Raw genomic sequence first — 25,263 nt, forward strand, 5'->3', positions numbered from 1 at the left:
CCGTCGCGGCCCCGATTGGAACCCCACGATGCGCCGCTCCACCTCGCCCACCTCGCTTCTTCTTCCGCTCCTGGGCCCCGGCCTCGCTGCGGCCCTGCTGACCGGCACCGCGGCGGCCCAGGCCGTTGAAACCGATTCCATCGTGCAGGCCTGGCCGGCCCGCCCGACTATTCGGGATGCGGCGCTGGAGGCGCGCGTCGAGGCGGCCCTGAAGACGCTGACCCTGCGCCAGAAGATCGGCCAGATGACCCAGCCGGAGATCCGCGCCATCACGCCCGACGAGGTCCGGGAGCACGCCATCGGCACGGTGCTCAACGGCGGCGGCGGCTGGCCGGGGCAGGACCGCGCTGCCACGCCGGCGCAGTGGCGCGCCCTGTCCGAGCAGTTCCAGGCGGCGGCCCTGCAGGCCACGCCGGGCATCCCGCTGCTGTGGGGCACCGACGCCGTCCACGGCCACAACAACGTGCGCGGGGCCACGCTCTTCCCGCACCACATCGCCCTGGGCGCCACGCGGGACGCCGACCTCGTGCGCGACATCAGCCGCGCCACCGCGCGCGCCGTGCGCGCCAGCGGCCTGCACTGGGCCTTCGCCCCGACGCTGGCTGTCGTGCAGGACGTGCGCTGGGGCCGCACCTACGAAAGCTATGGCGCCGATCCCGCCCTCGTGCGCCGGCTCGGCCGGGCCGAGGTGGAAGGCCTGCAGGAGGGGCTGAAGGACGGCCGCGGCGTGCTGGCCACGGCCAAGCATTTCGTCGCCGACGGCGGCACGCGCCGCGGCATCGACCAGGGCGTGAGCCCCGCCACGCCGTCGGAGCTGGCCCAGGTGCACGGCGCCGGCTACCTCGGCGCCCTGGATGCCGGCGTGCTCACCGTGATGGCCTCCTTCAGCAGCTGGACCGACAGCGCAGCCTACGTCGAGCACGGCAAGATGCACGGCAACGCGACGCTGCTGACCGGCGTGCTGAAGGAAAGGCTGGGCTTCGACGGCCTCGTCGTCAGCGACTGGGACGGCATCGGCCAGGTGCCGGGCTGCACACGGGAGGACTGCCCGGCGGCCATCAACGCCGGCATCGACGTCATCATGGTGCCCTTCCACTGGAAGCCCTTCATCGAGAACACGGTGCGAGCCGTGGAGCAGGGCCGCATTCCCATGGCCCGCATCGACGACGCGGTGCGGCGCATCCTGCGCGTGAAGTTCAGCCTCGCCACCGCGAGCGCGGTGCCGCCGACCGTCGAGGCGATGCAGGCGCCCGAACTCGCCCGTCGCGCGGTGCGCGAGTCGCTGGTGCTGCTGAAGAACAAGCCGGGCCTGCTGCCGCTGCCGCGTAGCGCGCGGGTCCTGGTCGTCGGCGCGGCGGCCGACAGCCTGCCCCACCAGGCGGGCGGCTGGAGCGTGACCTGGCAGGGCCGCGACACCACCAATGCCGACTACCCCCAGGGCACGACGCTGCTGGCCGCGCTGCGCCAGCGCCTGGGCGCCGACCATGTCGTCTTCGACGCCGATGCCAGCCACCAGGACCCGAAGCAATTCGACGCCATCGTCGCCGTGCTGGCCGAGACGCCCTATGCCGAAGGCGAGGGCGACGTGCGCATCACCGAGAACCTGCGCCACAGCCGGCGCCAGCCGCGGGACCTGGCCGTGCTGCAGCGCGTGTCGGGGCGGGGCAAGCCGGTCGTCACGCTGCTGTACTCCGGCCGGCCGCTGTACGTGAACGACCTGGCCAACCGCAGCGACGCCTTCATCGCCGCCTGGCAGCCGGGCACCGAGGGCGCGGGCATGGCCGACCTGCTCGTGGCCCCCGCCGCCGGCGAGCCGGCCTGGCCGGGCTTCACGGGCCGGCTGTCCTTTCCCTGGCCGGCCGGCCCCTGCCAGTTCAGCAGCCATGAACGCCACCCCTGGTGGCCGGTGGGCGGCGGCCTGAGCGGCAAGGAGGCGCGCGTCGACGCCAAGCCCCTGCCCGAGCCCGCCGATCCCCAGCCCATCTGCCCGCTTTGAGCGCTGCTGTGCTCCAATGCGCCGCGTCTGAAGCAGAGGGCCAATGGCAACGATCAAGGATGTGGCGCGGCTGGCCGGCGTGGGTGTCGGCACCGCGTCGCGCGTCATCAGTGGAAACGGTTCCGTCGCGCCGGCCACGGCCGAGCGCGTGCGCAAGGTCATCGCCCAGCTGAAGTTCCGGCCCTCGCATGCCGCGCGCTCGCTGGGCAACGGCACCTCCAAGCTGATCGGCGTCTACATCCCCTTCCTGCGCGGCACCTACTACACGCCCATCCTGCAGGTCATCGACCTGGTCCTGCGCAGCAAGGGCCTGCATATGGTCGTGGCCTTCGGCGAGGGTATCGAGGACGAGCGCGTCGAGACCAACGACGGCATGCGCTTCCTGCTGGACCGCGACTGCGACGGCCTCATCGTGCTGTCCAACGCCATGCAGGACGAGGACATCCGGGCCCTCGGCCCAGCGCAGCGCCAGGTCGTGGTGCTCAACCGCAATTTCGACCGCTTCAAGGAACAGTGCTTCACCGCCGACCACGTGCAAGGCGGCGTGCAGGCCGCCCGCGCGCTGCTGCAGCACAAGCACAAGGACATCGCCATCGTCTCGGGGCCGACGACCTCGCCCGACAACATCGCCCGCCTGGCCGGCTTCACCGGCGAGCTGGCCCGCGCCGGCCTGGACATGGCCAAGGTCACCACCGTGCCCGGCGACTTCTCCAACCAGGCCGGCTGGGACGCCGCCGGCGCGCTGCTGGAGCGCAAGCGGCTGCCCACCGCCGTGTTCTGCGCCAACGACGAGATGGCCATCGGCCTGCTGTCGCACTTCCAGGAGCGCGGGGTGTCGGTGCCGCGCGACGTGTCGGTGCTGGGCTACGACGACTCGCCCAGCGCCGAATTCGCCGCGCCGCGCCTCACCTCGGTGCACGTTCCCACCCGCGAGGTCACGCTCGCCGGCCTGAACTGGCTGCTCAACCGCTGCTACGACATCGGCCTGCCGGTCTCGCGCCAGTTCGACATGTCGGTGACCTGGCGCGCCTCCGTGACGTCACCCCCCTCGCGACGCCGCGGCTGAGGCCACAATCCGGGCTGGACTTCCTGTTTCGGCCTTCCATGTCTCACCGCGTCCTGACCGGCATCACCACGACCGGCACCCTGCACCTGGGCAATTACGTCGGCGCCATCCGCCCAGCCATCGAGGCCAGCCGCGCCCCCGGCGTGGAGAGCTTCTTCTTCATGGCCGACTTCCACGCGCTGATCAAGTGCGACGAGCCAGACCGCATCGCCCGTTCCAGCCGCGCCATCGCCGCCACCTGGCTGGCCGCCGGGCTGGACCCGCAGCGCGTCACCTTCTACCGCCAGAGCGACATCCCCGAGATCCCCGAGCTGACCTGGCTGCTGAACTGCGTCACCGCCAAGGGTCAGATGAATCGCGCCCACGCCTACAAGGCTGCGGTGGACGCGGCCGTGGCCGCCGGCGAGGAGCCCGATGCCAACGTCACCATGGGCCTGTTCAGCTACCCGGTGCTGATGGCGGCGGACATCCTGATGTTCAACGCCCACCGGGTGCCGGTCGGCAAGGATCAGGTCCAGCACATCGAGATGACGCGCGACATCGCCCAGCGCTTCAACCACCTCTTCGGCCAGGGCGAGGCGCTGTTCACCCTGCCCGAGGCGCAGGTGGACGCCGAGATGGAGCTGCTGCCCGGCCTGGACGGCCGCAAGATGAGCAAGAGCTACGACAACGTCATCCCGCTCTTCGAAGGCGGCGCCCAGGCGCTGAAGGACGCCGTCGCCCGCATCGTGACGGACTCGCGCCTGCCGGGCGAACCCAAGGAGCCCGAGGGCCAGGCCCTGGTCACCCTCTACGACGCCTTCGCCACGCCCGAGCAGCGCGCGGCCTTCCGTGCGGCCCTGCGCGGCGGCCTGGGCTGGGGCGAGGCCAAGCAGCAGCTGGTGGCGCAGATCGAAGGGCAGATCGGCCCAATGCGCGCCCGCTACGACGAGCTGATGGCCCATCCGGAGCAGCTCGAAGCCATCCTGCAGGCCGGCGCTGCACGGGCACGCGCCATCGCCGGGCCCTTCCTGCAGCGGCTGCGCGCGGCCGTGGGCCTGCGGCCCTACACCTCCACCGCCGCGACGGCCGTCGCCAAGACCGCCAAGGCCGCGCTGCCGGTGTTCAAGCAGTACCGCGAGGCGGACGGCAAGTTCTATTTCAAGCTGCTGTCGGCCGGCGGCGAGCTGCTGCTGCAGAGCGAGGGCTTCGACCAGGGCCGAGAAGCGGGCCAGTGGGTGGCGCGGCTCAAGCGCGAGGGCCTGGTGGCCGGTGCGCCCGTGCAGCGCGAGACCGACGAAGCCGCCATCGCCGCGGCCCTCGCCGCCTTCCAGGACGAGTGACGCGGATGAGCCAGCAGCCTGCCATCACCGAACTGCTCGCCGGCACCGCGCGCGGCGACGGCGCCTCGCTGCAGCAGCTCTATGCCGTGCTCTACCCGGAGATCAAGCGCGTCGCCCGCGTGCGGCTGGCCCAGAGCGGCCCCAACGGCCGCGTGGCGGGGCTGGACACCACCGCCCTCGTGCACGAGGGCTTCCTGCGTATGGCCGACCAGCAGGGCCTGCAGGGCGAGACGCGCGGCCAGTTCTTCGCCTACGTCGGCCGCGTGCTGCGCTCGGTCGTCATCGACCACCTGCGCACCGAGACCCGCGACAAGCGCGGCGGCGACGCCATCCTCGTGACGCTGTCGGCCGCCAGCGACGTGGCCGCGGTGCAGAGCCAGGCGGTGGACATGATCGGCCTGGACCAGGCGCTGGAGCGCATGCGCGCCCTCGACCCGGGCCTGTACGAGCTGATCGAGATGGTGGGCTTCGCGGGCCTGTCCATCGCCGAGGTGGCGGAGCTCCGCGGCCTGTCCACCCGCAGCATCAACCGCGAGCTGCTCAAGGCGAGGGCGCTGCTGCAGGAGCTGCTCGGCGACCCGCCGAACTCCACTTACTGAGATGGAACTGCCCCCGGCCCAACCCCGCGCGCTGAACGCGGCGCGTGTCTGGTCCGCCCCCCGAGGGGGCGGCGATGCTTGCGGCATCGAGCCGCAAGCACATCGCCAGCGCGGGCCGGCTCGGCGAACTGGAGTCGGACACAAGCAGTCCCTGCGGACTGCTTGTGCCTACGACAGGCCAAGGGCCTCTGGCCCTTGGCAGCCCAGCGCTCGGCCCGCAAGACCCTCGTTTCATGCGCCGCGGGCGGTGCGAAGCACCATGGACAACCGGTGAAGCCCGGCTTGCAGGCCGCGGACTGGCAGCAGCTGTCGGCCCTCTTCGACGAGCTGGTCGAGCTGCCGGCCGCCGTGCGCGCCGAGCGCCTGGCCGCCCTGCAGCCGCCCGAGCTCGCGGCGCGCCTGGCCCGCATGCTGGCCTCCCTGCCCGAGGAAGACGAAGACGCCACGGTGCTGGTGGACGTGCCGGGCTACAACACCCGCCTCGTCGCCGCGCTGAGCGAGCCCACGCTGTCGGCCACGACACCGCCCCAGCCTGGCGACCGGCTGGGCGCCTGGTGCCTGGCCGAACTGCTCGGCGAAGGCGGCATGGGCCAAGTCTGGCGCGCCGAGCGGGCCGACGGCCTCTACCAGGGCGAGGCGGCCATCAAGCTGCTGCGCGGCGACCGCGCCGGGCCGGGCCTCGGGGCGCGCTTCGCCCGCGAGCGCGCCCTGCTCGGCCGCCTGACCCACCCGGGCATCGCCCGCATGCTGGACGCCGGCGAGCAGGACGGCCGCGCCTATCTCGTGCTGGAGTACGTGCCCGGCCGCACGCTGTCCGAGCACGTCCGCGAGCACGACCTCGGCCTCGTCGAGCGCGTGCAGCTGCTGCTGGAGGTGGCGCGCGCCGTGGAGCATGCGCATGCCCAGCTCATCGTCCACCGCGACCTCAAGCCCGGCAACGTCATGGTCGACGAGCGAGGGCGGGCCAAGCTGCTGGACTTCGGCATCGCCGGCCTGCTGGACGACTCCGGCCACCAGGCCGACCACCAGCTCACGCAGATCACCGGCCGGCGCCTGACGCCCGCCTATGCCGCCCCCGAGCAGATCACCGGCGAGGCGGTGGGCGTGGCCAGCGACATCTACTCGCTCGGCGTCATGCTCTACGAGCTGGCCAGCGGCGAGCTGCCCTTCGGCAAGCGGGGCCTGAGCCGCACCGCGCTCGAGCATGCGGTACTGCACGGCCAGGCCAGGCGCATCACGCGCACCACCGGCAGCGGCGACGGCCCCGAGACCGATGCCGGCCCCGGCCGCCCGCACGACGCCGACCGCGCCGCCGGCGACCTGGAGGCCGTGGCCGCCAAGGCCCTGCGCAAGAACCCCGCGGAGCGCTATGCGACCGTCGGCGCCTTCATCGACGACCTGGAGCACTGGCTGAGCCAGCGCCCCGTCAGCGTGCGCGCGGAGGACTGGCGGCACCGGGTGCGCCTGTGGCTGCGCCGCAATGCCGCCCTGGCCGCCGGCACCGCCCTGGTGTTCGTGGCGCTGACCGCGGGCCTGGCCGTCAGCCTGTGGCAGCGCAGCCAGGCCCAGGCCGCGGCACGCCAGAGCGAGGCGGTGACGCGCTTTCTCACCGAGCTGCTGTCCAGCGCCAACCCCGACAAGCACGGCGGCCACATTCCCAACGTGCTGGAGCTGCTGGAGCGCAGCCGCGCCGAGCTGCCCCAGCGCTTCGCGGACGACCCGGTCACCCATGCCCGCGTGCTGGAGGTGATGGGCGACACCTATGCGGACATGAACCGCTTCGACATCGCCATCCCCCTGGCCGAGGAGCTGGTGGGGCTGACACAGCGCCTCTGGGGCGACGACGACCCGGCCACGCTGCGCGCGCTGCGCCTGCGCCTGCGGCTGGACACGTCGCTGAGTTCGCCCCTGGGCGTCATCGCGCGCGGCGAGCCGCTGCTGGCCGCGCTGGAGCGCCAGGGCGCCGACCTCAGCGACCGGCTGGAGCTGCTCTACCAGCTCATCGTCGCCTACGCCCAGGCCGGCCGCGTCGACGACGCGGAGCGCGTGCGGGCCGAGGCCTGGCCGCTGGTGCTCAAGCTCTTCCCGGCGACCTCCTTCGACGCGCAGTACTTCAACACCTACGTCTATCACCTGCGCGTGGCCCAGGGGCGGCTGGCCGATGCCGAGAAGCTGATGCTGGACCTGGGCCCGGCCATCGCCAATGCGCCCCCGCAACGCGCGCGCTTCGTGCTGCAGCTGCGCCGCCACCTGTGGAACGTGCAGGCGCGGCTGGGCCGGCCGGCGGCGACCGCCGCGGCGGCGCAGGCCATCGTCGCCGACGCCGAGGCCCTGCTCGGCCCGGGCAACGTGACCGCCCAGCGCATGCGCTTCGACCTGGCCCGCCAGCTCGCCGAGCGGGGCCAGTGGGGCGAGGCCCTGGCGGTGCACGAGGCCCTCGCCGCCCACGTGCATGCGGGCGATCCGCCCGGGCTGCGCCTGCCCCTGGACGCCGCCGCCCTGCTGGCGCGCGTCCTGGCCGGGCAGACACAGGGGGCCGCCGCCGAAGTCCAGCGCCTGACCGAGGCCCTGCGGCCTTCGCCGCTGCTGACCGGGCCCAACTGGGTGGAGGCCACCGGCCGGGTGGTGCGTGCGGCCCTGGCGCTGCAGCGGCCCGATCTCGCCGGCGCCGCGCTGGCGCCGCTGCAGGACCTGGAGGCCCAGCCCTGGCTGCAGCGCCATGCGGCGCTGCAAAGCCAGATCGCGCAATGGCAGGGCGAGCTGGCCCGCCAGCGCGGCGCGGCGCTGTCCAGCCTGGAGCCGCTGCGCCGTCGCGAGGCCTACCTCGACAGCCTCCCGCAGCCGCAGGGCCTGCCGCACTGGGCCGCACAGCTCGACCTCGCGCTGAGCCTGCGCCGCGCCGGCCAGCCCGTGGCCGAGGCCCTGGCCCGCGCCGACGCGCTGCGCCCCGCCTGGCTGCCGGCGCATCCGCTGGACGGCCTGCGCCGCGAACTGGAACAGCCCGCCGCACCGGGCGCCTGGGACGGCCGGTTCTAGTCCACTGCGTCGGGGAAATGGCACCTCGACGCAGTGGACTAGAGGCAAGCCCCTAGCCGCAGCGCGTTTACCCGGAGCGGGTCGCCGTGGGCGTGCGGTTAACTTCCAGGCTCCAACAAGAACCCCCGAGGAGACCACCCCATGGCCACGATCGCCACCGACCAGCTCGCCCTGCAACGCCTCTACCACTGGGAGCGCACGGCCGCAGCCACGGTCACGCTGACCCAGCCCATGGGCGGCGGCGCGGTCAAGGACTACACCTGGGCCCAGGTGGCCGACCAGGTGCGCCGCATGGCCGCCTTCCTGAAGGCCAAGGGCCAGGCCGAAGGCTGGCCGGCGGACGCCAAGGTGGCCATCCTGTCCAAGAACTGCGCCTGGTGGCTGATGAGCGATCTGGCCATCTGGATGGCCGGCTACGTCTCGGTGCCGCTGTACCCGACGCTGGCGGCCGAGACCATCTCGCAGATCCTCGCGCACAGCGAATCGCGCTTCATCTTCATCGGCAAGCTCGACGGCTGGGAAGGCATGAAGCCGGGCGTGCCGGCCGGGCTGCCGGGCGCGAGCTATGCGCTGTCTCCCGCCGACGTGCAGCAGGACTACGAAGGCTGGGATGCCATCTGCGCCCGCACGGCTCCCATGCCGGGCGAGGTGGTGCGCGACGCCGACGAGCTCTGCACGCTGATCTACACCTCGGGCACCACGGGCCTGCCCAAGGGCGTGATGCACAGCTTCGGCGCCTTCGCCTGGGCGGTGGACGCCGGCCTCAAGCGCATCCCGATGACCGGCTCGGACCGCATGCTGTCCTACCTGCCGCTGGCCCACGTGGTGGAGCGCACGCTGGTGGAGCACGGCTGGCTGGCCCGGGGCATCCGCGTGTTCTTCGCCGAGTCGCTCGACACCTTCGCGGCCGACCTGCAGCGCGCCTTGCCCACCATCTTCTTCTCGGTGCCGCGGCTGTGGGTCAAGTTCCAGCAGGGCATCCAGGCCAAGATGCCGCAGGAGAAGCTCGCCCGGCTGCTGCGCCTGCCCATCATCGGCGGCCTGGTGCGCAAGAAGGTGCTCAAGGCCCTGGGCCTGAACCACTGCAAGTTCGCCGCCGGCGGCGCCGCGCCCATGCCCGTGGCCCTGCTGGAGTGGTACGCCGCCCTCGGGCTGCACATCAACGAGGGCTACGGCATGACCGAGAACCTGGCCCTTTCCCACCTCACCCTGCCCGGCAAGAACCAGCGCGGCACCGTCGGGCCCGCCTACGAAGGCGTGCAGGTGCGCATCGACCCCGTCTCCGGCGAGCTGCAGATGCGCAGCCCTGCCGTGATGCTGGGTTACTTCAAGGCACCCGAGCAGACTCGCGACGCCTTCACCGAGGACGGCTGGCTGCGCACCGGCGACAAGGCCAGCCAGGACGCCGACGGCTGCGTGCGCATCACCGGCCGCGTGAAGGATCTGTTCAAGACCAGCAAGGGCAAGTACGTCGCCCCGGCGCCCATCGAGGACCGCCTCGGCATGAATCCCTACATCGAAGCCGTCTGCGTGGCCGGCGCCAACATGGGCCAGCCCCTGGGCATCGCCATGCTGTCGCCGCAGGGCCTGCAACAGGCCGGCAGCGATTCCGCCGCCCTGCTGGCCGAACTCGGCCGCCACCTCGACGACGTCAACGCCCGGCTGGACCCGCACGAGCAGCTGGACACGCTGGTCGTCATGAAGACACCCTGGACCGTGGACAACGGCTTCATCACGCCTACCTTCAAGGTCAAGCGCAACCGCATCGAGGAGGTCTACGCAGGCAAGTTCGACGCCTGGGTGGGCAAGCGCAGCAAGGTGATGTTCGGGGACTGAAGCCCCTCGCCCAGCCCGGCCTGCTGAACGCAGCCGGTTCTGGTCGGTCCCCCGCGGGGACCGCGACGCTCGCCGGATCGACCGGCGAGCACATCGCGACACGCGGGCCGGCTTGGGGCGGCCCGGCGCTCGGCCCGCAGAAGCGGCGTCAGCCCCCGCGCCAATAGTCCGCCCGCCCGTAGTGGGCGCGCAGGTGCTCCACCCACAGCCGCGTGCGCAGCGGCAGGTGGCGCGACTGCGGGAAGACGGCATAGATGCCGTTGGGCGGCGCGGCGAACTCGTCCAGCACGCTGACCAGGCGGCCCGCAGCGAGGTCGGCCTCCACCTCCCAGGTGCTGCGCCAGGCCAGGCCCAGGCCTTCAACGCACCAGTCGTGCAGCACCTGGCCGTCGCTGCAGTCCAGCCGGCCGGCCGGCCGCAGGTGCTGCACGGCGCCGTCGATCCGGAAGGCCCAGCCGCGCGTCTGGCTGGCCTCTGAACTGAGGGTCAGGCAGGCGTGGCGGCCGAGCTCGTCGGGATGCCTGGGCACGCCCGCCCGCTTGAGGTAGGCCGGCGCCGCCACGCACAGCCGGCGGTTGTCGGCCAGCCGCGTGCTGACGAGGCTGGAGTCGGGCAGGTCGCCCACGCGCACGGCGCAGTCGAAGCCCTCGTGGACGATGTCGACGATGCGGTCGCTGAGGTTGAGGGACAGGCTGAGGTCGGCATGCTCGGCCAGGAAGCCCGGCACCAACGGCGCCACGTGGCGGCGGCCGAAGCCCGCGGGAGCGGTGACGCGCAGGTGGCCCGTGGCCTTGAGCCCACCGGCGCTGACGGCCGCCTCGGCGTCGGCCAGGGCGGCAACGAGGCGCTGGCAGTCCTCCAGGAAGGCCTGGCCCTCGGGCGTGAGCGAGAGCCGGCGCGTCGTGCGCAGCATCAGCTTGACGCCCAGGCGGGCTTCCAGCCCATCCAGCCGCCGGCCCATCACGGCCGGAGCCACGCCTTCGGCCTGGGCCGCCGCCGTCAGGCTGCCCTTGGCGGCGACGAGGATGAAGGACTCGATCTGCTTGAGCTTGTCCATGCCGGGATTGTGCTGGCCCACCGACGCAAAGGGAGCGGTTTCAAACGGGATCTTTGCGTTCCAGTCACAGATTCATTGCGTCGGCGATGGCGAATCATGGCCTCGCGCGGGGGCAAGATGGCGGCAATCCCTTCCATGCTCCTGGAGACTGCCATGTCCAACCGCCCACGCACGCCGCTTCACCGCCTGCAGGTCGACGCCGACCTCGCCCGCTTCATCGACACCGAGGTGCTGCCCGGCACCGGGGTCGAGCGCGAGGCCTTCTGGGCCGGCTTCAGCCGCCTGGCCCACGAGCTGGCGCCGCGCAACCGCGCCTTGCTCGCGGAGCGCGACCGGCTGCAGGCCGAGCTGGATGCCTGGCACGAGGCCCACCCCGGCCCCATCCAGGACATGCCCGCCTACCGAGACTTCCTCGGCCGCATCGGCTACCTCGTCGAAGCGCCGTCCGGGGCCAAGGCCACGACCGCCAACGTCGACGCCGAACTGGCCGTGCAGGCTGGCCCGCAGCTGGTGGTGCCCATCCTGAACGCGCGTTATGCGCTGAACGCCGCGAACGCCCGCTGGGGCTCGCTCTACGACGCCCTCTACGGCACCGACGCCATTCCCGAGACCGACGGCGCCACCCGCGAAGGGGCCTACAACCCGCTGCGCGGCGCCAAGGTCATCGCCTTCGCCCGCCGCGTGCTGGACCAGGCCGCGCCGCTGGCCAGCGGTTCGCATGCCGACGCCACCGGCTACCGCGTGGAGGCGGGCCGCCTGGTCGTCGCGCTGGCCTCCAGCGCCACGACCGGCCTGGCCGACCCGGCCGCCTTTGCCGGCTACCAGGGCGACGCCGCGGCACCGAGCAGTGTGCTGCTCGTGCACCACGGGCTGCACCTGGACGTGCGCATCGACCGCAGCACGCCCATCGGCAAGAGCGACGCCGCCGGCATCGCCGACGTGGTGCTGGAGGCGGCCCTGTCCACCATCCTCGACCTGGAGGACTCCGTCGCCGCCGTGGACGCCGAGGACAAACTGCTGGCCTACCGCAACTGGCTGGGCATCCAGCTCGGCACCCTGACGGAAGAGGTCGCCAAGGGCGGCAAGACCTTCACGCGCCGGCTCAACGCCGACCGCGTCTACACGGCGCCCGACGGCGGCACGCTGACGCTGCATGGCCGCTCGCTGATGTTCGTGCGCAATGTGGGCCACCTGATGACCAACCCGGCCATCCTGCTGGAGGACGGCAGCGAGATCCCCGAGGGCATCATGGACGCCGTCGTCACGACGACGATCGCGATGCACGACCTGAAGCGCCGTGGCAACTCGCGCCGCGGCTCGGTCTACATCGTCAAGCCCAAGATGCACGGCCCGGCCGAAGTGGCCTTCGCGTCCGAACTGTTCGGCCGCGTGGAACAGCTGCTCGGCCTGCCCGACAGCACGGTCAAGCTGGGCATCATGGACGAGGAGCGCCGCACCTCGGTCAACCTGATGGCCTGCATCGCCGCCGCCGCCAGCCGCGTGGCCTTCATCAACACCGGCTTCCTCGACCGCACCGGCGACGAGATGCACACCGCCATGCGCGCCGGCCCCATGCTGCGCAAGGGCGACATGAAGACGACGGCCTGGATCCAGGCCTACGAACGCAGCAACGTGCTGACCGGTCTGGCCTGCGGGCTGCGTGGCCGGGCCCAGATCGGCAAGGGCATGTGGGCCATGCCCGACCTGATGGCCGCCATGCTGGAGCAGAAGATCGTCCACCCCAAGGCCGGCGCCAACACCGCCTGGGTGCCGTCGCCCACCGCGGCCACGCTGCATGCCCTGCACTACCACCAGGTCAGCGTCGCGGCCGTGCAGCAGGAACTCGAGAAGGTGGACCTCGCCGCCGAGCGCGACGGCCTGCTGAACGCCCTGCTGACCATCCCGGTCGCTCCCCGGGCCGACTGGACGGCCGAGCAGCGCCAGCAGGAGCTGGACAACAACGTCCAGGGCATCCTCGGCTACGTGGTGCGCTGGATCGACCAGGGGGTGGGCTGCTCCAAGGTGCCCGACATCAACGGCGTGGGCCTGATGGAAGACCGCGCGACGCTGCGCATCAGCAGCCAGCACATCGCCAACTGGCTGCGCCACGGCGTCGTCAGCGCCGAACAGGTGCGCGAGACCTTCACCCGCATGGCCAAGGTCGTGGACGCCCAGAATGCCGGCGACCCGGCCTACAAGCCGCTGGCCGCCAACCCGCAAGGCGCCGCGATGCAGGCGGCCCAGGACCTGGTGTTCAAGGGCGAGGCCCAGCCGAGCGGCTACACGGAGCCGTTGCTGCATGCGTGGCGGTTGAAGGTGAAGTCAGCTTTCTGAAACCCAAACCCGCTTGTCAAGCGGCAGTTTTCTGGTGTTGTGTAGCGGCACAGGCAGGGTGATTCCGATGCGGTGATTCTTTCCAGGCAGTCAATATTCAGGGCTCACTGACTTTCGTCACATGGCGGAGGTCATCCTTTTTTCTTTGACTTCCGGAGGGCCATCTTGCCTACCCTGCATACCCCCCGCTCCCTCGTCCTGCGCCGCAGCGCAGTGGCCTTGGCCATCAGCCTGGGCTTCGCCGGCGCAGCACAGGCGCAAAGCGCCGAGGGCTCCCTGTTTGGTCAAGCCAAGGCCGGTGCCACCGTCAGCATCGTGAACCTGGACACCGGCTTGCAGCGCCAGGCGACCGTCGAGGCCGGCGGCAGCTTCACTTTCTCCAAGCTTCCGCCCGGTCGCTACCGCGTCACCTCGGGCGGCGTCACCCGTGAGGTGGTGGTCGCCATCGGCTCGGGTACCGAGGTCAAGCTGACGGTGCAGGAGATCGAGCGCATCGAGATTTCCGGCCGCGCCGCACGATCTTCCATCGACGTGACCAGCGTCGAAAGCAACACGGTGTTCACGGCTGAGCAGATGCGCACCATTCCGGTGGCACGCAACGTCGATGCCGTCGCCTTGCTGGCTCCCGGTGCCGTGAAGGGCGACCCTGGCCTTGGCAGTGGCGGCCTCGCCTCGTTCGGCGGTGCGTCCGTCGGGGAGAACGGCTACTACATCAACGGTTTCGACGTCACCAACATCCGCAACTTCCTGTCCTACGCCAACCTGCCGTTTGACGCCGTCGAGCAACAGCAGATCAAGAACGGTGGCTATGGTGCCGAGTACGGTCGTTCGCTCGGTGGAGTCGTGTCGGTCCTGACCAAGCGCGGCGGCAATGAGTGGAAAGCCGGGGCGGCGGTCTATTACGCGCCCGACAGCTTCCGTACCCGCGACCACAACGTTGCCGACCTCGACCCCGAGCATCCCAACAGCTACACCGTCTTCCGCAATGCCTGGCGCAAGACCGACCTGAGCTACACCGTCTACGGTGGCGGTCCCATCATCAAAGACAAGCTGTTCGTTTTCGCGCTCGCCGAAGGCCGGCACGACACCGAAGACCGCTTCCGCGAGAGCACCAGCACCTACCAACTCGAGAACAAGCCCAAGGGCCTCCTCAAGCTGGATTGGGCGATCACCGACAACCATTCGCTGGAGTACACGGGGATCACCAACAAGAAAAAGACGACTCTCACCGACTACGCCAACGCCGCGTCGTACTCGACGACGCATGACGGCGCGGGCGCAAACAGCGTCCAGACCGAAGGCGCCGACGTCAACATCCTGAAGTACACCGGCTCGCTGACGCAGGACCTCACGGTGTCGGCCATGGTGGGTCGCGTGCGCAATCAGCAGCTCACGACGACGGGTGCACGGCTCGCGGGGCAAGACTGCCCCGTGGTGCTCGATACCGACACCTCGGAGATCGGCTGCTGGGCCAAGCCGTTCCCCGGACAACCCATCCGGGATCCCAAAGCACCGCCGAAGGACACCGACGTGCGCAAGGCCATGCGCTTTGACGTCGAGTACGTGCTGGGCAAGCACACGCTGCGCGGCGGTTACGACGCACAGACCTTCGACTCGGTGGCGGGCGGCGGTTCAGACTACTCCGGCGGCTACTACTGGCGCTATTTCATCTCCGCCAGTGGCACCGTCAATGGCGTGCCCAACGTCGTCGCGCCCGGCGGTCAATACGTGCGCCGCCGCGAGTCGACGCAGACCAGCGGCAGTTACCGCGTCGAGAACACGGCGGTCTACCTGGAAGACAGCTGGCAGATGAACCGCAACTGGATGCTCTACGGCGGCCTGCGCAGCGAATCCTTCAACAACAAGAACGGCGACGGCATCAGCTTCGTCAAAAAGGACAATCTGTTGGCACCGCGCCTGGGCTTTGCCTGGAACGTCAACGGTGACTCATCGCTGAAGGTGTATGGCAACCTCGGGCGCTACTACATCCCCGTGGCGTCCAACACCAACATCCGTGCCACACGCGGAGAGTTGTTCGAGCAGCGGTTCTACACTTTCACCGGACGGGATCCGCGCACCCAGGCCCCCTTGGGCCTGAGCGCCCAGGACATCGGCGTACCGCAGATCATCAACGACGGCAAACTGCCCGATCCGGCCACCGTCGCGGACACCAACCTGAAGCCCATGAACCAGGATGAATTCATCCTCGGTTTCCAGAAGGCTCTGAGCCGCGAATACACGATCGGCGCGAAGGTGATCCGTCGCAAGATCAACGACGGCATGGATGACTTCTGCGGTGGTTACGCCCAGAAGAACTGGGCCCTGGACAACGGCTATACCGACTTCGATGCTGGCACGCTAGCACCGTGCATGCTGTTGAATCCTGGCCGTGACGTCCATCTGAAGATGGACCTGCACTCCGACGGCAACCTCACCGCCGTCACGATCCCGGCGAAGTACTTCGCCCTGGCCAAGTACGAGCGCACCTACAACGCCCTCGAACTGAGCCTGGACAAGCCTTTCGACGGCCGTTGGGGCTTTAACGCGACCTACACCTGGTCCAAGAGCCGCGGCACCGCCGAAGGCTACGTGCAGTCCACCTTGCAGCAGGAAGATGCCGGCCTGACCCAGGACTTCGACTTCGGGTCCTTCACCGATGGCTCCAAGGGCTATCTGCCGAATGACCGCCGTCACGTCCTCAAGGCCTATGGCACGTTCCGCGTGGCCGATGACTGGCGCGTCGGCGCCAATCTGATCGTGTCCTCGGGTCGCCCCATCAGCTGCATCGGTTTCGTGCCCGAGACGGTGCCGGACTTCGTCGGCCCCGATGGTGCAACCGGTTCGGGAGACTACACCTCGGCTTCCAGCTACTACTGCGTGAACCCGAAAACGGGCAAATCGGAACTGGTGCCCCGAGGCACCCGCGGCCGCACCCCGTGGACGGGCCAGCTCGACGCGCAACTGGCTTGGACACCCAAGCTCGGCAACGGCCGCCTGACGCTGCAAGTGGATATCTTCAACGTTCTCAACTCGCAGCGCGTCACTCGCGTCAACGAAGTGGCCGACTACAGCCGCGCCACGACGTCCGCCATCGAAGGCAAGGTCAACCCGAACTATCTGTCGCCGACCGACTTCCAGGAGGGTCGCTCCTTCCTGTTCACCGGTCGCTACGAGTTCTGACCCCAAGCCCGGCGGCCGCGCCGAGGAGCATCAGCCTCCCCGGCGCCGTCGCTTGCATGGCTTGGCGCCAAGCCGCACGGGTCCAAGCCCCGCCTCAGCCGCAGATGTTGTCCGGCGACAACATTGCCCGCGATGCCGTTCACAAGGCTTAACAGCGCCGATATCTTTACATTTCAATAACTTACCGCTGTTGCGGTCCCGGGTGTCAGGGGTCCCCCGTGTTAGCAAGCCGAGCCCATCCGGCTAGCGTGATGGTGTGACGGGGCGACTGATCGTGGTCCCTTAACTTTCGAACGCCCATGGCGCATCTGACCGGTCGCCTGGGCTCCCCTTTTATTTGGAGTTCTCATATGTTCCGACGCAACAGTGTTAATTTGGCGGCACTGATCGCCCTGGGCGCCGCGGTTGCCCCTCTGGCGTTGCTCGCGCCCCAAACGGCCCTCGCCCAGTCCAATGCGACCGGCAGCATCTATGGCGCCGTCACTGCAGGACCTGGCACCACCGTCGTCGTCGAAAACCCCGCCACGGGCTTCAAGCGGACCGCCACGCCGGATGCCAACGGGCGCATCCAGGTCACGTCGCTCCCGGTGGGCGTCTATCGCGTCAGCCTCATGCGCGATGGCAAGGCCATCAAGGTCCAGGAGGGTGTCGAAGTCCGGCTGGGCCAAGGTTCCGAAGTCTTCCTGACGACGGCCCTCGAAACGGTGACGGTCACTGCGCGTCGCAAGACGCTCGACGTGTCCAACGCCGACAGCGGCGCGACCTTCTCCGCCGCCCAACTCGACGCGCTGCCCACTGGCCGCAACCTGGCGGCCATCATCGCGCTGGCCCCGAACACCACCAACGCCGACCCCCGCTATCCTGGTGGCGCCAGCATCGGCGGTGGCGCGGCCTCCGAGAACTCGTACTACATCAACGGCTTCCCGGTCACCAATCCGCTCAACCAGCTGGGTTCGTCCGAACTGCCCTTCGGTGCCATCGACCAGGCCCAGGTGCTCAACGGTGGCTTCGGCGCTGAATTCGGCCGCTCCGTCGGCGGCGTGATCAGCATCATCACCAAGAGCGGCACGAACGAGTGGGAATACGGCGCCAGCGCCAGCACCCGTCCGGCGTCCTTCCGCCAGTCTTCGGTCGACCGCTATTACGCCAAGGTGGGCGTCGCTTCGACCGATGGCAAGCTGCGACTGCTCCGCCACAACAACTCGCTGACCGAAAACGTCGTCGGCGGCTATGTGGGCGGCCCCATCCTCAAGGATCGCCTGTTCATGTTCATTTCCGCCGAGCGGAAGATCCAGAACACCGAGTCGATCGACCCGACCAACGGCAACACTTCCGTGGTGCTGACCTCCAAGACCAGCGGCTGGAACTCTGACCACGCCGTCACCGACCGTGTCCTGGGCAAGTTCGACCTGAACATCGCTGACGGCCACAAGCTGGACCTCACCCTGATCAAGGACACGCCCAAGCTGACCCGCACCGTGAAGGGCGTGGATCCCAGCACTGGCGTCCTCACCGGCACGACGGATCACGTCGAGAAGTGGCAGAACGACGAGGACGGCCTGACCTCGTCGGGTGCCAACACCAGCATCCTGCGCTACATCGGCGAAATCACGAACGATCTGACGATGACGGCCGTTGTCGGCCGCAGCGTCACGACCCGCAAGTCGTCGATCACCGGCAGCAACATCGGCGTCCCGTCGATCACGTTCGAGAATGGCGTGTCGTCGCAAGCCCCGGGCGTCAGCTACCCCGTGGCGAATACGTTCACCGGCCAGCTTTACCGTGACGGCAACAAGGACACCGTCAAGGGCCTGCGTCTGGACTTTGAGTACCGCCTGGGCGCTCACACGCTGAAGGCAGGTCTCGACGACAACAAGATGAGCACTCGCAACGGCGGCAAGGAGGCCCCTCCGCAAGGTCGGTCCATCCAGTACCGCAATCTGAGTCCTGCTGACACTGCGAACAAGAACTTCACGCTTTCCGATACCGGTTCGCAAGTCTTCTGGCTGGGCGATCCGGCTCACGGCGCCCTCGCCACCCAGGGCTTCTACGGCGTGGAGACCATCATCTCCACCGTCAGCAACGCCTACTCCAATCAGTCGGCCCAGTACATCGAAGACAAGTACCAAGTCACCAAGAACCTGGTGCTGACCGCCGGCCTGCGCCGCGAGACGTACGAGAACCGCAACCAGGACGACGTCAGCTTCCTGAAGATCAGCAACCAGTACAACCCGCGCTTCTCCGCGGTGTGGGACGCCAAGGGCGACGCTTCGATGAAGGTGTTCGGCAGTGCCGGCCGCTACTCGATCCAGATCCCGACGCTGATCGCCCTGCGCGGTGCGAACGGCTCGCTGTTCACCAGCCAAGCCTTCTCGTACACCGGCGTGGACGCGAACGGCCAGCCGGTCGGTCGCGCCAACCTGACCACTGCGCACTCGAACAACAACGAGTACGGCCAAGCCAAGGACCCGCGCAGCGTCGCAGCGACCAACATGAAGCCCGCCTACCAGGACGAGCTGATGGTTGGCATCGAGAACGCCCTGCTGCCCGACCTCAACGGTGGCGTCAAGTTCACGTATCGCGCCCTGAAGAGCACGATCGACGACATGTGCGATCCGCGCGCGTTCATCAAGTACGCGGCCGATCACAACATCGACACCACGAACTGGGGTGGGTTTGCCTGCGCCTCGTTCAACCCGGGTCGCGCCAACTCGTTTGACATCAATTACGCGGGCGACGGCAAGACCTACACCCGTGTGAACCTGTCGGCAGCTGAGCTGGGCTTCGACAAGCCCAAGCGCACCTACACGGCGCTGGACTTCTTCCTGGAGCATCCGCTGCGCAACGGCTGGTACGGCAAGGTGACTTACACCTACTCGAAGAGCAAGGGCAACACGGAAGGCCAGACGCTGTCCGACCGTGCCCAGCGCGACGTGTCGGCCACGATGACCTGGGACATGCCCGAGCTGATGGAGAACGCGTACGGCTACCTGCCGAACGACCGTCGTCACCAGCTGAAGGCCTACGGCTTTGTCAACCTCGGCAAGGAATGGCAAGTCGGCGGTGTGATGAGCTTCGAATCCGGCCGTCCGCGCAGCTGCCTGGGCACCTACCAGGGTGACCCGGCACACCTGCAGTCGATCAACGACAACGGCATCAACTATGGTTCGAACTACCACTACTGCTTCGGCAAGGCCTCGCCGCGCGGCACGGTGGGCAACCTGCCGAGCAACTCGCGCATCGACCTGAGCCTGACCTACAAGCCCGAAATCGTGCCTGGCCTGGCTGTCACCGCCGAAGTCTTCAACCTCAACAACAACCAGACCGTCCTGGCCGTTGAAGAGCGTGGCGAGACGAACTCGGGCGCTCGTCGCAACATCTATGAGCTGCCTGTCGGCAATGCGGCTCCGCGCAACATGCGCTTCTCGGTGACCTACAACAAGCCGTTCTGACGCGCTCAGTTGGCATTGTTCAAGGGCGGCCTGTTGGCCGCCCTTTTTCGTTGGCCTTCCGTTACGAGCTTTCTTCGATGCGCAATTCCTTGATCGTCCTGTCCGCCGCCGCCCTGCTGCCCGCACCCGTGCTCGCCCAGGACTCCCTCCAAGGCTGCCGCGCGCTCGCCGACACCGCCCGTCGCCTGGCCTGCTACGACACCCTGGCCGATGCCGCACGGCCCGCCGTCGCGCTGCTGCCGGCCTCGGCTCCCAGCCCCGAGGCGGCCTTCGGCCTGCCCGAGTCCCGCCGCCCCGACAGCATCGATGCCGTGCGCTCCGCCGTCGGTCCGCACTTTGCCGGATGGGGCCCCAACTCGCGCATTCGGCTCGACAACGGCCAAGTCTGGCAGGTGGTGGATGGCAGCTCGGTGGTGGTGTCCGAAGGCGCCCGGGCGGTCACCGTCAAGCGCGGGGCCCTGGGCTCCTTCCTCCTGGACATCGAAGGCCTCAAGACTTCGCCGCGGGTGCGGCGCGTCGAATGAAGTCCCTCAGGCCGGCACGACGTCGAACGCGACGGTGAGGCGGAAGGCGTCGTCCTCGAACGGCAGGGTGCCGTGCCAGAGGTAGGACGGAAAGAGCAGCAGCCGGCCGGGCCTGGGCGCCTCGAAGCGCCACGGCGGGAAGGCCTCCCGCGCCGGTTCCGGCAGGGCGGGCTCGCCGAACTGGATCCAGCCGGCATGCGTGCTGGAAGCCAGCGCCGAAGGCGGCGCGGCGACGTAGTAGCAGCTGCTCAGCCAACCGTGGCCGTGGATATGCCGGGTGTGGAAGCCACCCCGCCGCAGCCGGGAACTCCAGCTGTCCGCGAAGCGCCATGCACCCGTGCGCCGCCCGAAGAGCGGGTGCGTGGGGTCCTCGGGGCGCGTCGCCAGCCAGGCGCCGATCGCATCTTCGATCCGCCCGCGCAGGGCGCTGACCAGCGGCAGGTCCAGGTCGAACAGATGCCCGCGGGTCTGCGTGCCCTCGCGCAGGGTCTGGTCGATGGGCGCGACGGCATCGGTGTGCAGCCCGGCCAGTTCCTGCGCCAGCGCGGCATTGAAGCTCTCGATGTCGGCAAAGCCCTCGGGCGGCGCCAGGTCGACCATGCCGATGACGGTGTCGGGGTCGTGCAGCCAGGCGTCGCGCGGGTCGCCCCGCAGTCGCCAGCCCAGGCCGGCCAACGCGATGGCGAGCTGGTCGTGCGGCGCGAGGGCGAGCGCCCGCTCCGCCAGGGCCAGGGCCTCGCCGTCGTGGCCGCCGGCGTACAGGCTCTGGGCGGCACTGGTCAGCAGGCGCACATCCTCGGGAGCCTGCTCGACCGCGCGCCGGTGCGCCTCTCGCGCCTCGGCATGCCGGCCCATGCGGCACAGCGCCTGGCCGAGGCCGTCGGCATGCGCAGCAGCCCGCGGTGCCAGGCGCGCCGCATCGCCGTAGGCCTGCAATGCCGCCTCGGTCCGGCCGGCCTTGAGGTAGAGCAGTCCGAGCAATGAAGGCGGCAGGTCCGACGCGGGCGCCTGCTGCTGTGCATGCAGCAGTTCTGCATCGAAGCCCGCATGCCCCAGCGCCCAACGCAGGCGGGCGAGGTCGTAGAGGCCGAGGGCGTGCAGGGGGGCCCGGGCCAGCGCCTGGCGGTAGGCCGCGACGGCGGCCTCGCCACGCCCGAGGGCCTGCAGCGTGTTGCCGAGGTTGTAGTGGGCGTCCGCCGCGTCCAGGCCCAGGGCGAGCGCCGCTTCGTGAGCGGCCAGGGCCTGCGCATGGCGCCCGCGCCGGTGCAGCACGACGCCGAGGTTGTGATGCAGGCTGGCGCGCCGCGGCTCCAGGCCGAGGGCGGCGCCCAGCGTCTGCTCGGCGGCGTCCAGGTCGCCGCACTCTTCCTGCAGCATGGCCTGCAACTGCAGGACGTCGACATCCTCCGGGGCCAGGCCCGCCGTCTCGCTGGCCACCTGCAGGGCCGCCGCCCGCTGCCCCAGGTCGCGCAGCAACCGGGCCAGGTGATAGCGCGGCGCCGCCCAGCCGGCGTGCCGGTCGGCCGCCTGGGCGAAGGCATGGGCGGCGTCGCCGGGGCGCTGCAGCATCTCCAGCACCTGGGCGCGCGCGAACCAGACGCGCGGCTGGCCTGCGTCGCCCTGCAGCGAACGGCCGAAGGCCGCCTCGGCCTCGGCCCAGCGCTGCTGCTGGGCGGCGATCTGCCCCAGGGCCGCATGGGCGCGCGGCGAATGGGGATCGCGCCGCAGCACCTCGCCCAGCAGCGGCCCGGCGGCCTGCGGCTGGCCGGCCGCCAGCGCACGCAGGGCCTGGTCCAGCAGGGCTGCGGCACCGGGCTCAGGCATGGCGGTCTCGAGGCATGGCGAAATTGTGGCGACGTGGCTCACCCGCGGAAAAACGGGCCCCGCAGGGCCCGTGCTTGCCGGTGCGCCGTCGCGGGCCGCTCAGAAGCTGGCCGTGAGGGCCGCCGTGTAACGGCGGCCGATGACGTCGTAGGCGCTCGGGAAGGTGTTGCCGTAGTTGGACGCACCCGGTCCGATGCCCGTGCCGACGATGGGCGGCTGCTTGTCGAACAGGTTGTTGATGGTGACCGAGACGCGCAGGTTCTTCAGCACCTGGTAGCCGACGTTGAGGTCGAAGTAGTTCACGTCGGGGATGCTCTCGTAGCTCTTCACGAACTTGCCGGCCACGTTGTTGGCCGCCCCGGTCGTCTGCACCGTCGACTCGCCGATGTAGCGCCAGGCCAGGCCCACCGTCCAGTCGTTGTACGTCCAGGTGGTGCGCTGGTTGAAGCGACGCCTGGTGTAGGGCGTGCCCACGTCGATGCCGTAGTGGCCGGCATACCCGATGGTGTCCAGCACCGGCAGCGCCTTGTAGTCGGCCTTGTCCAGCAGGCTGAGCTGCAGGCCGAAGTCGAGGCGGCCGGCATCCAGCCCGATGGCCTTGAGCATGAAGCGGTAGTTCATGCCCACGTCCACGCCCGAGAACACCAGCAGGCCCTGGTTGGACGACTGGGTGTTGATGCCGCTGAAGCCCGTGCCGCTCAGGCCGCCGCTGGTCGGGTTGCGGGCGATCAGCTGGCAGAAGGCGTTGAGGCTGTAGCCGGGGTTGCGCAGCGGGTTGTAGCAGCTGTCCACCACCTGGCCGGCCGTCGGCGCGGTGATGGCGTCGGTGACCTTGATGCGCCAGTAGTCCAGGGTCGCCGAGAAGGCCGTGTTGACCGGCTCCCAGACCAGGCCGATGGTGGTGGTGTCGGCCTTCTCAGGCCCGAGGTTGGGGTTGCCGCCGCTGGTGTTGGCGGCCTGGCTGGCCGAGGGGTTGGGCACGAAGCCGATCTGCCCGGTGGGCACGCCCGTCTGCTGGCAGAGGTTGGTCAGGGTGCCGGCCTTGCCGGCATCGGCGGCATTGATGGCCGTGCCCTTGCAGGGGTCGGCGCTGACCGTCGCCAGGCCGGTCACCACCGGCGCATACAGCTCGTTCACGTTCGGCGCCCGGGTGGCGCGCTGCTGTTCGCCGCGGAAGCGCAGACCCCGCACCGGCGACCAGTCCAGCCCGGCCTTCCAGCTGTTGTAGGTCTTGCTGGTCACGGCCGTCTTGAAGTCGGTGTCGCGGTAACCGAGGCCGACGTTGAGGCTGTGCACGAACGGGAGGTCCTGGGCCAGCGGCAGGTTGGCCTCCACAAAGGCCTCCTTGAACTTGATCACGCCCGAGCGGTCAGGCGTGGGCGAGCCGCTGCCCAGCAGCTCGCCCTGGGTCTGAACGACGTTGTCGGAGGCGTTGCCGCCGGTGACCTTGCGGTCCTCGTAGCCCAGGGCCAGGCTCAGCGGGTTGCGGGCGAAGGGGCTCTTGAGCACACCGACCTCGCCGCTCACCGAAGCGGCCAGGATGCGCTGGTCCACCCGCGTCGTCTGGAAGGTCGGGATGGCCGCGAAGGCCAGCATCTCCGGCGTGATGGAGCCCGGCTGGCCGAACACGTTCAGCGGCACGCAGCCGCCGGTCGTGACGGAGCAGCTGGTGGTGTTGAAAGCGCGCAGGGCCTGCTGGACCTTGCTGCGGGAGAAGCCGTTGCCGGTGGTGAGCTGCTGGTCGGCCCGGCCGCTTTGGTAGTAGGCGTCGTAGCTCCAGCCGTCCAGCAGCGGCACGTCGCCGCGCAGGCCGGCGGTGTACTGCGAGGAGGTGTTGTCGTAGTTGTAGACCCGCGGTCCGGCCTCGACGAAGCGGCGGCCGATCAGCATGTTGATCTCGGTCGTGCCGGCGGCACCGGCCACGCAATTGGCCGCGGCGATGCCGTAGGCGGCGCACAGCTGGGTGCGCAGGGCCGGCGTGATGTAGGGGTTGCCGATGGGCACCGCGAAGGACTGAAGGAAGGTCCCCGACGGCGCCAGGTTCAGCGTCACCAGGCTGCGGTTGTGGAAGAAGTCGCCGTAGACCTCGAGGTTGTCGTTGACGCGGTAATAGGCCAGGGCCGTCGCCTGGGTGCGATCCAGCGGCGTCTCGAAGTAGTTGGGCGGGTTGGTGTTGTAGCCGTCGGGCGGCGTCGTGCCGTCGCCCGCGCGCAGCAGGCCGGTGGCGGGGTCGATGACGCGGTCGCCGGACAGCGTCGCGCTCGCCGGCGCCGGGAACTGGAAGACCGCCGGCGCGGCCGTCTGCGAATAGCCGCCCGGCAGGCCGGTGCGCGATGAAATGACCGTACCGGCGTAATTGCGGTCGCCCAGGCGGACCGGCTCCGTGCGGGTGGAACCGACGTGCAGCACGACGTTGCCGCGCCCATCCGACAGGTTGGCGCCGACGGTGAGGTCGTTCTTGTAGCGCTTGCCGTCGCCGCGGCTGGTGGTGCTGTAGAGCGTCGTGGCCTCGATGCCGGAGAAATTGCGCTTGGTGACGAAATTGACAACGCCGGCCACGGCATCGGCACCGTAGACCGCCGACGCGCCGCCCGTGACGAGGTCGACCCGCTCCAGCAGCGACACCGGCACCGCATTCGTGTCCACCGTCCCGGTCAGCGTCGCCGGCACGAAGCGGCGGCCGTTGATCAGCACCAGGGTGCGGTTGGAGCCCAGGCCGCGCAGGTCGATGGAGGCCGTGCCGTTGGAGCCGTTGTTGATGCTCGGGCCGATGGCCGGGTAGGCCGCGGGCAGGCCGCGCAGCAGTTCCTCCACCGCCACGGGCTGCTTGATGCTCATGTCCTCCTTGCCCACCGAGAGGATGGGGCTGCTGGACTCGGCGCCCACGGACTTGATGCGCGAACCGGTGATCTCGATGCGCTCGAGCTTCTGCGTGTCGCCCTCCTGGGCGTGGGCGGCACCCATGGCGCCCAGCGTGCCGATCATGGCGAGCGCCGCGGCGCTGCGCACATTGCGTTTGAACATGTAGCTGCTCCTG

13 protein-coding genes are annotated in these 25,263 nt (G+C 69.7%); 10 read left to right on the plus strand and 3 right to left on the minus strand.

Annotated features, from left to right (window positions below; translation table 11 throughout):
• The first annotated feature begins 28 nt into the window (after positions 1-28).
• The 6 genes from LXT12_RS18020 to LXT12_RS18045 all read left to right on the plus strand — a co-directional run bounded on the left by LXT12_RS18020 (position 29) and on the right by LXT12_RS18045 (position 9,855).
• Positions 29-1,996 carry a glycoside hydrolase family 3 protein gene (locus LXT12_RS18020; RefSeq protein ID WP_233393670.1) on the plus strand — a complete coding sequence of 656 codons (1,968 nt, stop codon included), beginning with the start codon at positions 29-31 and terminating at the stop codon, positions 1,994-1,996.
• A gap of 43 nt (positions 1,997-2,039) precedes the next feature.
• Positions 2,040-3,062 carry a LacI family DNA-binding transcriptional regulator gene (locus LXT12_RS18025; RefSeq protein ID WP_233393671.1) on the plus strand — a complete coding sequence of 341 codons (1,023 nt, stop codon included), beginning with the start codon at positions 2,040-2,042 and terminating at the stop codon, positions 3,060-3,062.
• Positions 3,063-3,100: 38 nt separating this feature from the next.
• Complete coding sequence (locus LXT12_RS18030; protein ID WP_233393672.1) at positions 3,101-4,384, plus strand: tryptophan--tRNA ligase; 1,284 nt, start codon at positions 3,101-3,103, stop codon at positions 4,382-4,384.
• Positions 4,385-4,389: 5 nt separating this feature from the next.
• On the plus strand, positions 4,390-4,983 hold the full coding sequence (locus LXT12_RS18035) for an ECF-type sigma factor (RefSeq protein WP_233393673.1): 594 nt from the start codon (positions 4,390-4,392) through the stop codon (positions 4,981-4,983).
• Between the two features lie 270 nt (positions 4,984-5,253).
• Positions 5,254-8,019 (plus strand): protein kinase domain-containing protein, encoded by a 2,766-nt coding sequence (locus tag LXT12_RS18040; RefSeq protein ID WP_233393674.1) that lies wholly within the window; start codon positions 5,254-5,256, stop codon positions 8,017-8,019.
• A 141-nt stretch (positions 8,020-8,160) separates the two neighbouring features.
• A complete protein-coding gene (locus LXT12_RS18045; RefSeq protein ID WP_233393675.1) occupies positions 8,161-9,855 on the plus strand; it encodes an AMP-binding protein in 1,695 nt (564 codons plus the stop codon).
• A 148-nt stretch (positions 9,856-10,003) separates the two neighbouring features.
• Here the strand turns inward: LXT12_RS18045 and LXT12_RS18050 are convergent, their stop codons facing one another.
• Complete coding sequence (locus tag LXT12_RS18050) at positions 10,004-10,912, minus strand: LysR family transcriptional regulator (RefSeq protein ID WP_233393676.1); 909 nt, start codon at positions 10,910-10,912, stop codon at positions 10,004-10,006.
• A gap of 153 nt (positions 10,913-11,065) precedes the next feature.
• Here LXT12_RS18050 and LXT12_RS18055 point away from each other — a divergent pair, with 153 nt between their 5' ends.
• From LXT12_RS18055 to LXT12_RS18070, 4 genes are all read left to right on the plus strand, one after another.
• The gene (locus LXT12_RS18055) at positions 11,066-13,246 is read left to right on the plus strand and encodes a malate synthase G (RefSeq protein ID WP_233393677.1); all 2,181 of its coding nucleotides are present in this window, start codon (positions 11,066-11,068) and stop codon (positions 13,244-13,246) included.
• 165 nt (positions 13,247-13,411) lie between these two features.
• The gene (locus LXT12_RS18060) at positions 13,412-16,426 is read left to right on the plus strand and encodes a TonB-dependent receptor (RefSeq protein WP_233393678.1); all 3,015 of its coding nucleotides are present in this window, start codon (positions 13,412-13,414) and stop codon (positions 16,424-16,426) included.
• A 350-nt stretch (positions 16,427-16,776) separates the two neighbouring features.
• The gene (locus tag LXT12_RS18065) at positions 16,777-19,878 is read left to right on the plus strand and encodes a TonB-dependent receptor (RefSeq protein WP_233393679.1); all 3,102 of its coding nucleotides are present in this window, start codon (positions 16,777-16,779) and stop codon (positions 19,876-19,878) included.
• Positions 19,879-19,955: 77 nt separating this feature from the next.
• Positions 19,956-20,402, plus strand: a complete 447-nt coding sequence (locus LXT12_RS18070; protein ID WP_233393680.1) for a hypothetical protein — start codon at positions 19,956-19,958, stop codon at positions 20,400-20,402.
• Positions 20,403-20,408: 6 nt separating this feature from the next.
• On the opposite strand, the gene LXT12_RS18075 is transcribed toward LXT12_RS18070, so the two are convergent.
• Both LXT12_RS18075 and LXT12_RS18080 read right to left on the minus strand, forming a co-directional pair.
• Positions 20,409-22,226 (minus strand): tetratricopeptide repeat protein, encoded by a 1,818-nt coding sequence (locus tag LXT12_RS18075; protein WP_233393681.1) that lies wholly within the window; start codon positions 22,224-22,226, stop codon positions 20,409-20,411.
• A 99-nt stretch (positions 22,227-22,325) separates the two neighbouring features.
• Complete coding sequence (locus LXT12_RS18080) at positions 22,326-25,250, minus strand: TonB-dependent receptor domain-containing protein (protein WP_233393682.1); 2,925 nt, start codon at positions 25,248-25,250, stop codon at positions 22,326-22,328.
• Positions 25,251-25,263: the final 13 nt, after the last annotated feature.

This window comes from Pelomonas caseinilytica (assembly GCF_021353235.1).
Lineage (GTDB): Bacteria > Pseudomonadota > Gammaproteobacteria > Burkholderiales > Burkholderiaceae_C > Pelomonas > Pelomonas caseinilytica.

What these genes read in the sequence shown, in the direction of transcription:
- LXT12_RS18035 (WP_233393673.1), top strand. Translation starts at nt 4,390, where the DNA reads ATGAGCCAGCAGCCTGCCATCACCGAACTGCTCGCCGGCACCGCGCGC.
- LXT12_RS18055 (WP_233393677.1), top strand. Translation starts at nt 11,066, where the DNA reads ATGTCCAACCGCCCACGCACGCCGCTTCACCGCCTGCAGGTCGACGCC.
- LXT12_RS18020 (WP_233393670.1), top strand. Translation starts at nt 29, where the DNA reads ATGCGCCGCTCCACCTCGCCCACCTCGCTTCTTCTTCCGCTCCTGGGC.
- LXT12_RS18065 (WP_233393679.1), top strand. Translation starts at nt 16,777, where the DNA reads ATGTTCCGACGCAACAGTGTTAATTTGGCGGCACTGATCGCCCTGGGC.
- LXT12_RS18070 (WP_233393680.1), top strand. Translation starts at nt 19,956, where the DNA reads ATGCGCAATTCCTTGATCGTCCTGTCCGCCGCCGCCCTGCTGCCCGCA.
- LXT12_RS18045 (WP_233393675.1), top strand. Translation starts at nt 8,161, where the DNA reads ATGGCCACGATCGCCACCGACCAGCTCGCCCTGCAACGCCTCTACCAC.
- LXT12_RS18080 (WP_233393682.1), bottom strand. Translation starts at nt 25,250, where the DNA reads ATGTTCAAACGCAATGTGCGCAGCGCCGCGGCGCTCGCCATGATCGGC.
- LXT12_RS18030 (WP_233393672.1), top strand. Translation starts at nt 3,101, where the DNA reads ATGTCTCACCGCGTCCTGACCGGCATCACCACGACCGGCACCCTGCAC.
- LXT12_RS18075 (WP_233393681.1), bottom strand. Translation starts at nt 22,226, where the DNA reads ATGCCTGAGCCCGGTGCCGCAGCCCTGCTGGACCAGGCCCTGCGTGCG.
- LXT12_RS18025 (WP_233393671.1), top strand. Translation starts at nt 2,040, where the DNA reads ATGGCAACGATCAAGGATGTGGCGCGGCTGGCCGGCGTGGGTGTCGGC.
- LXT12_RS18050 (WP_233393676.1), bottom strand. Translation starts at nt 10,912, where the DNA reads ATGGACAAGCTCAAGCAGATCGAGTCCTTCATCCTCGTCGCCGCCAAG.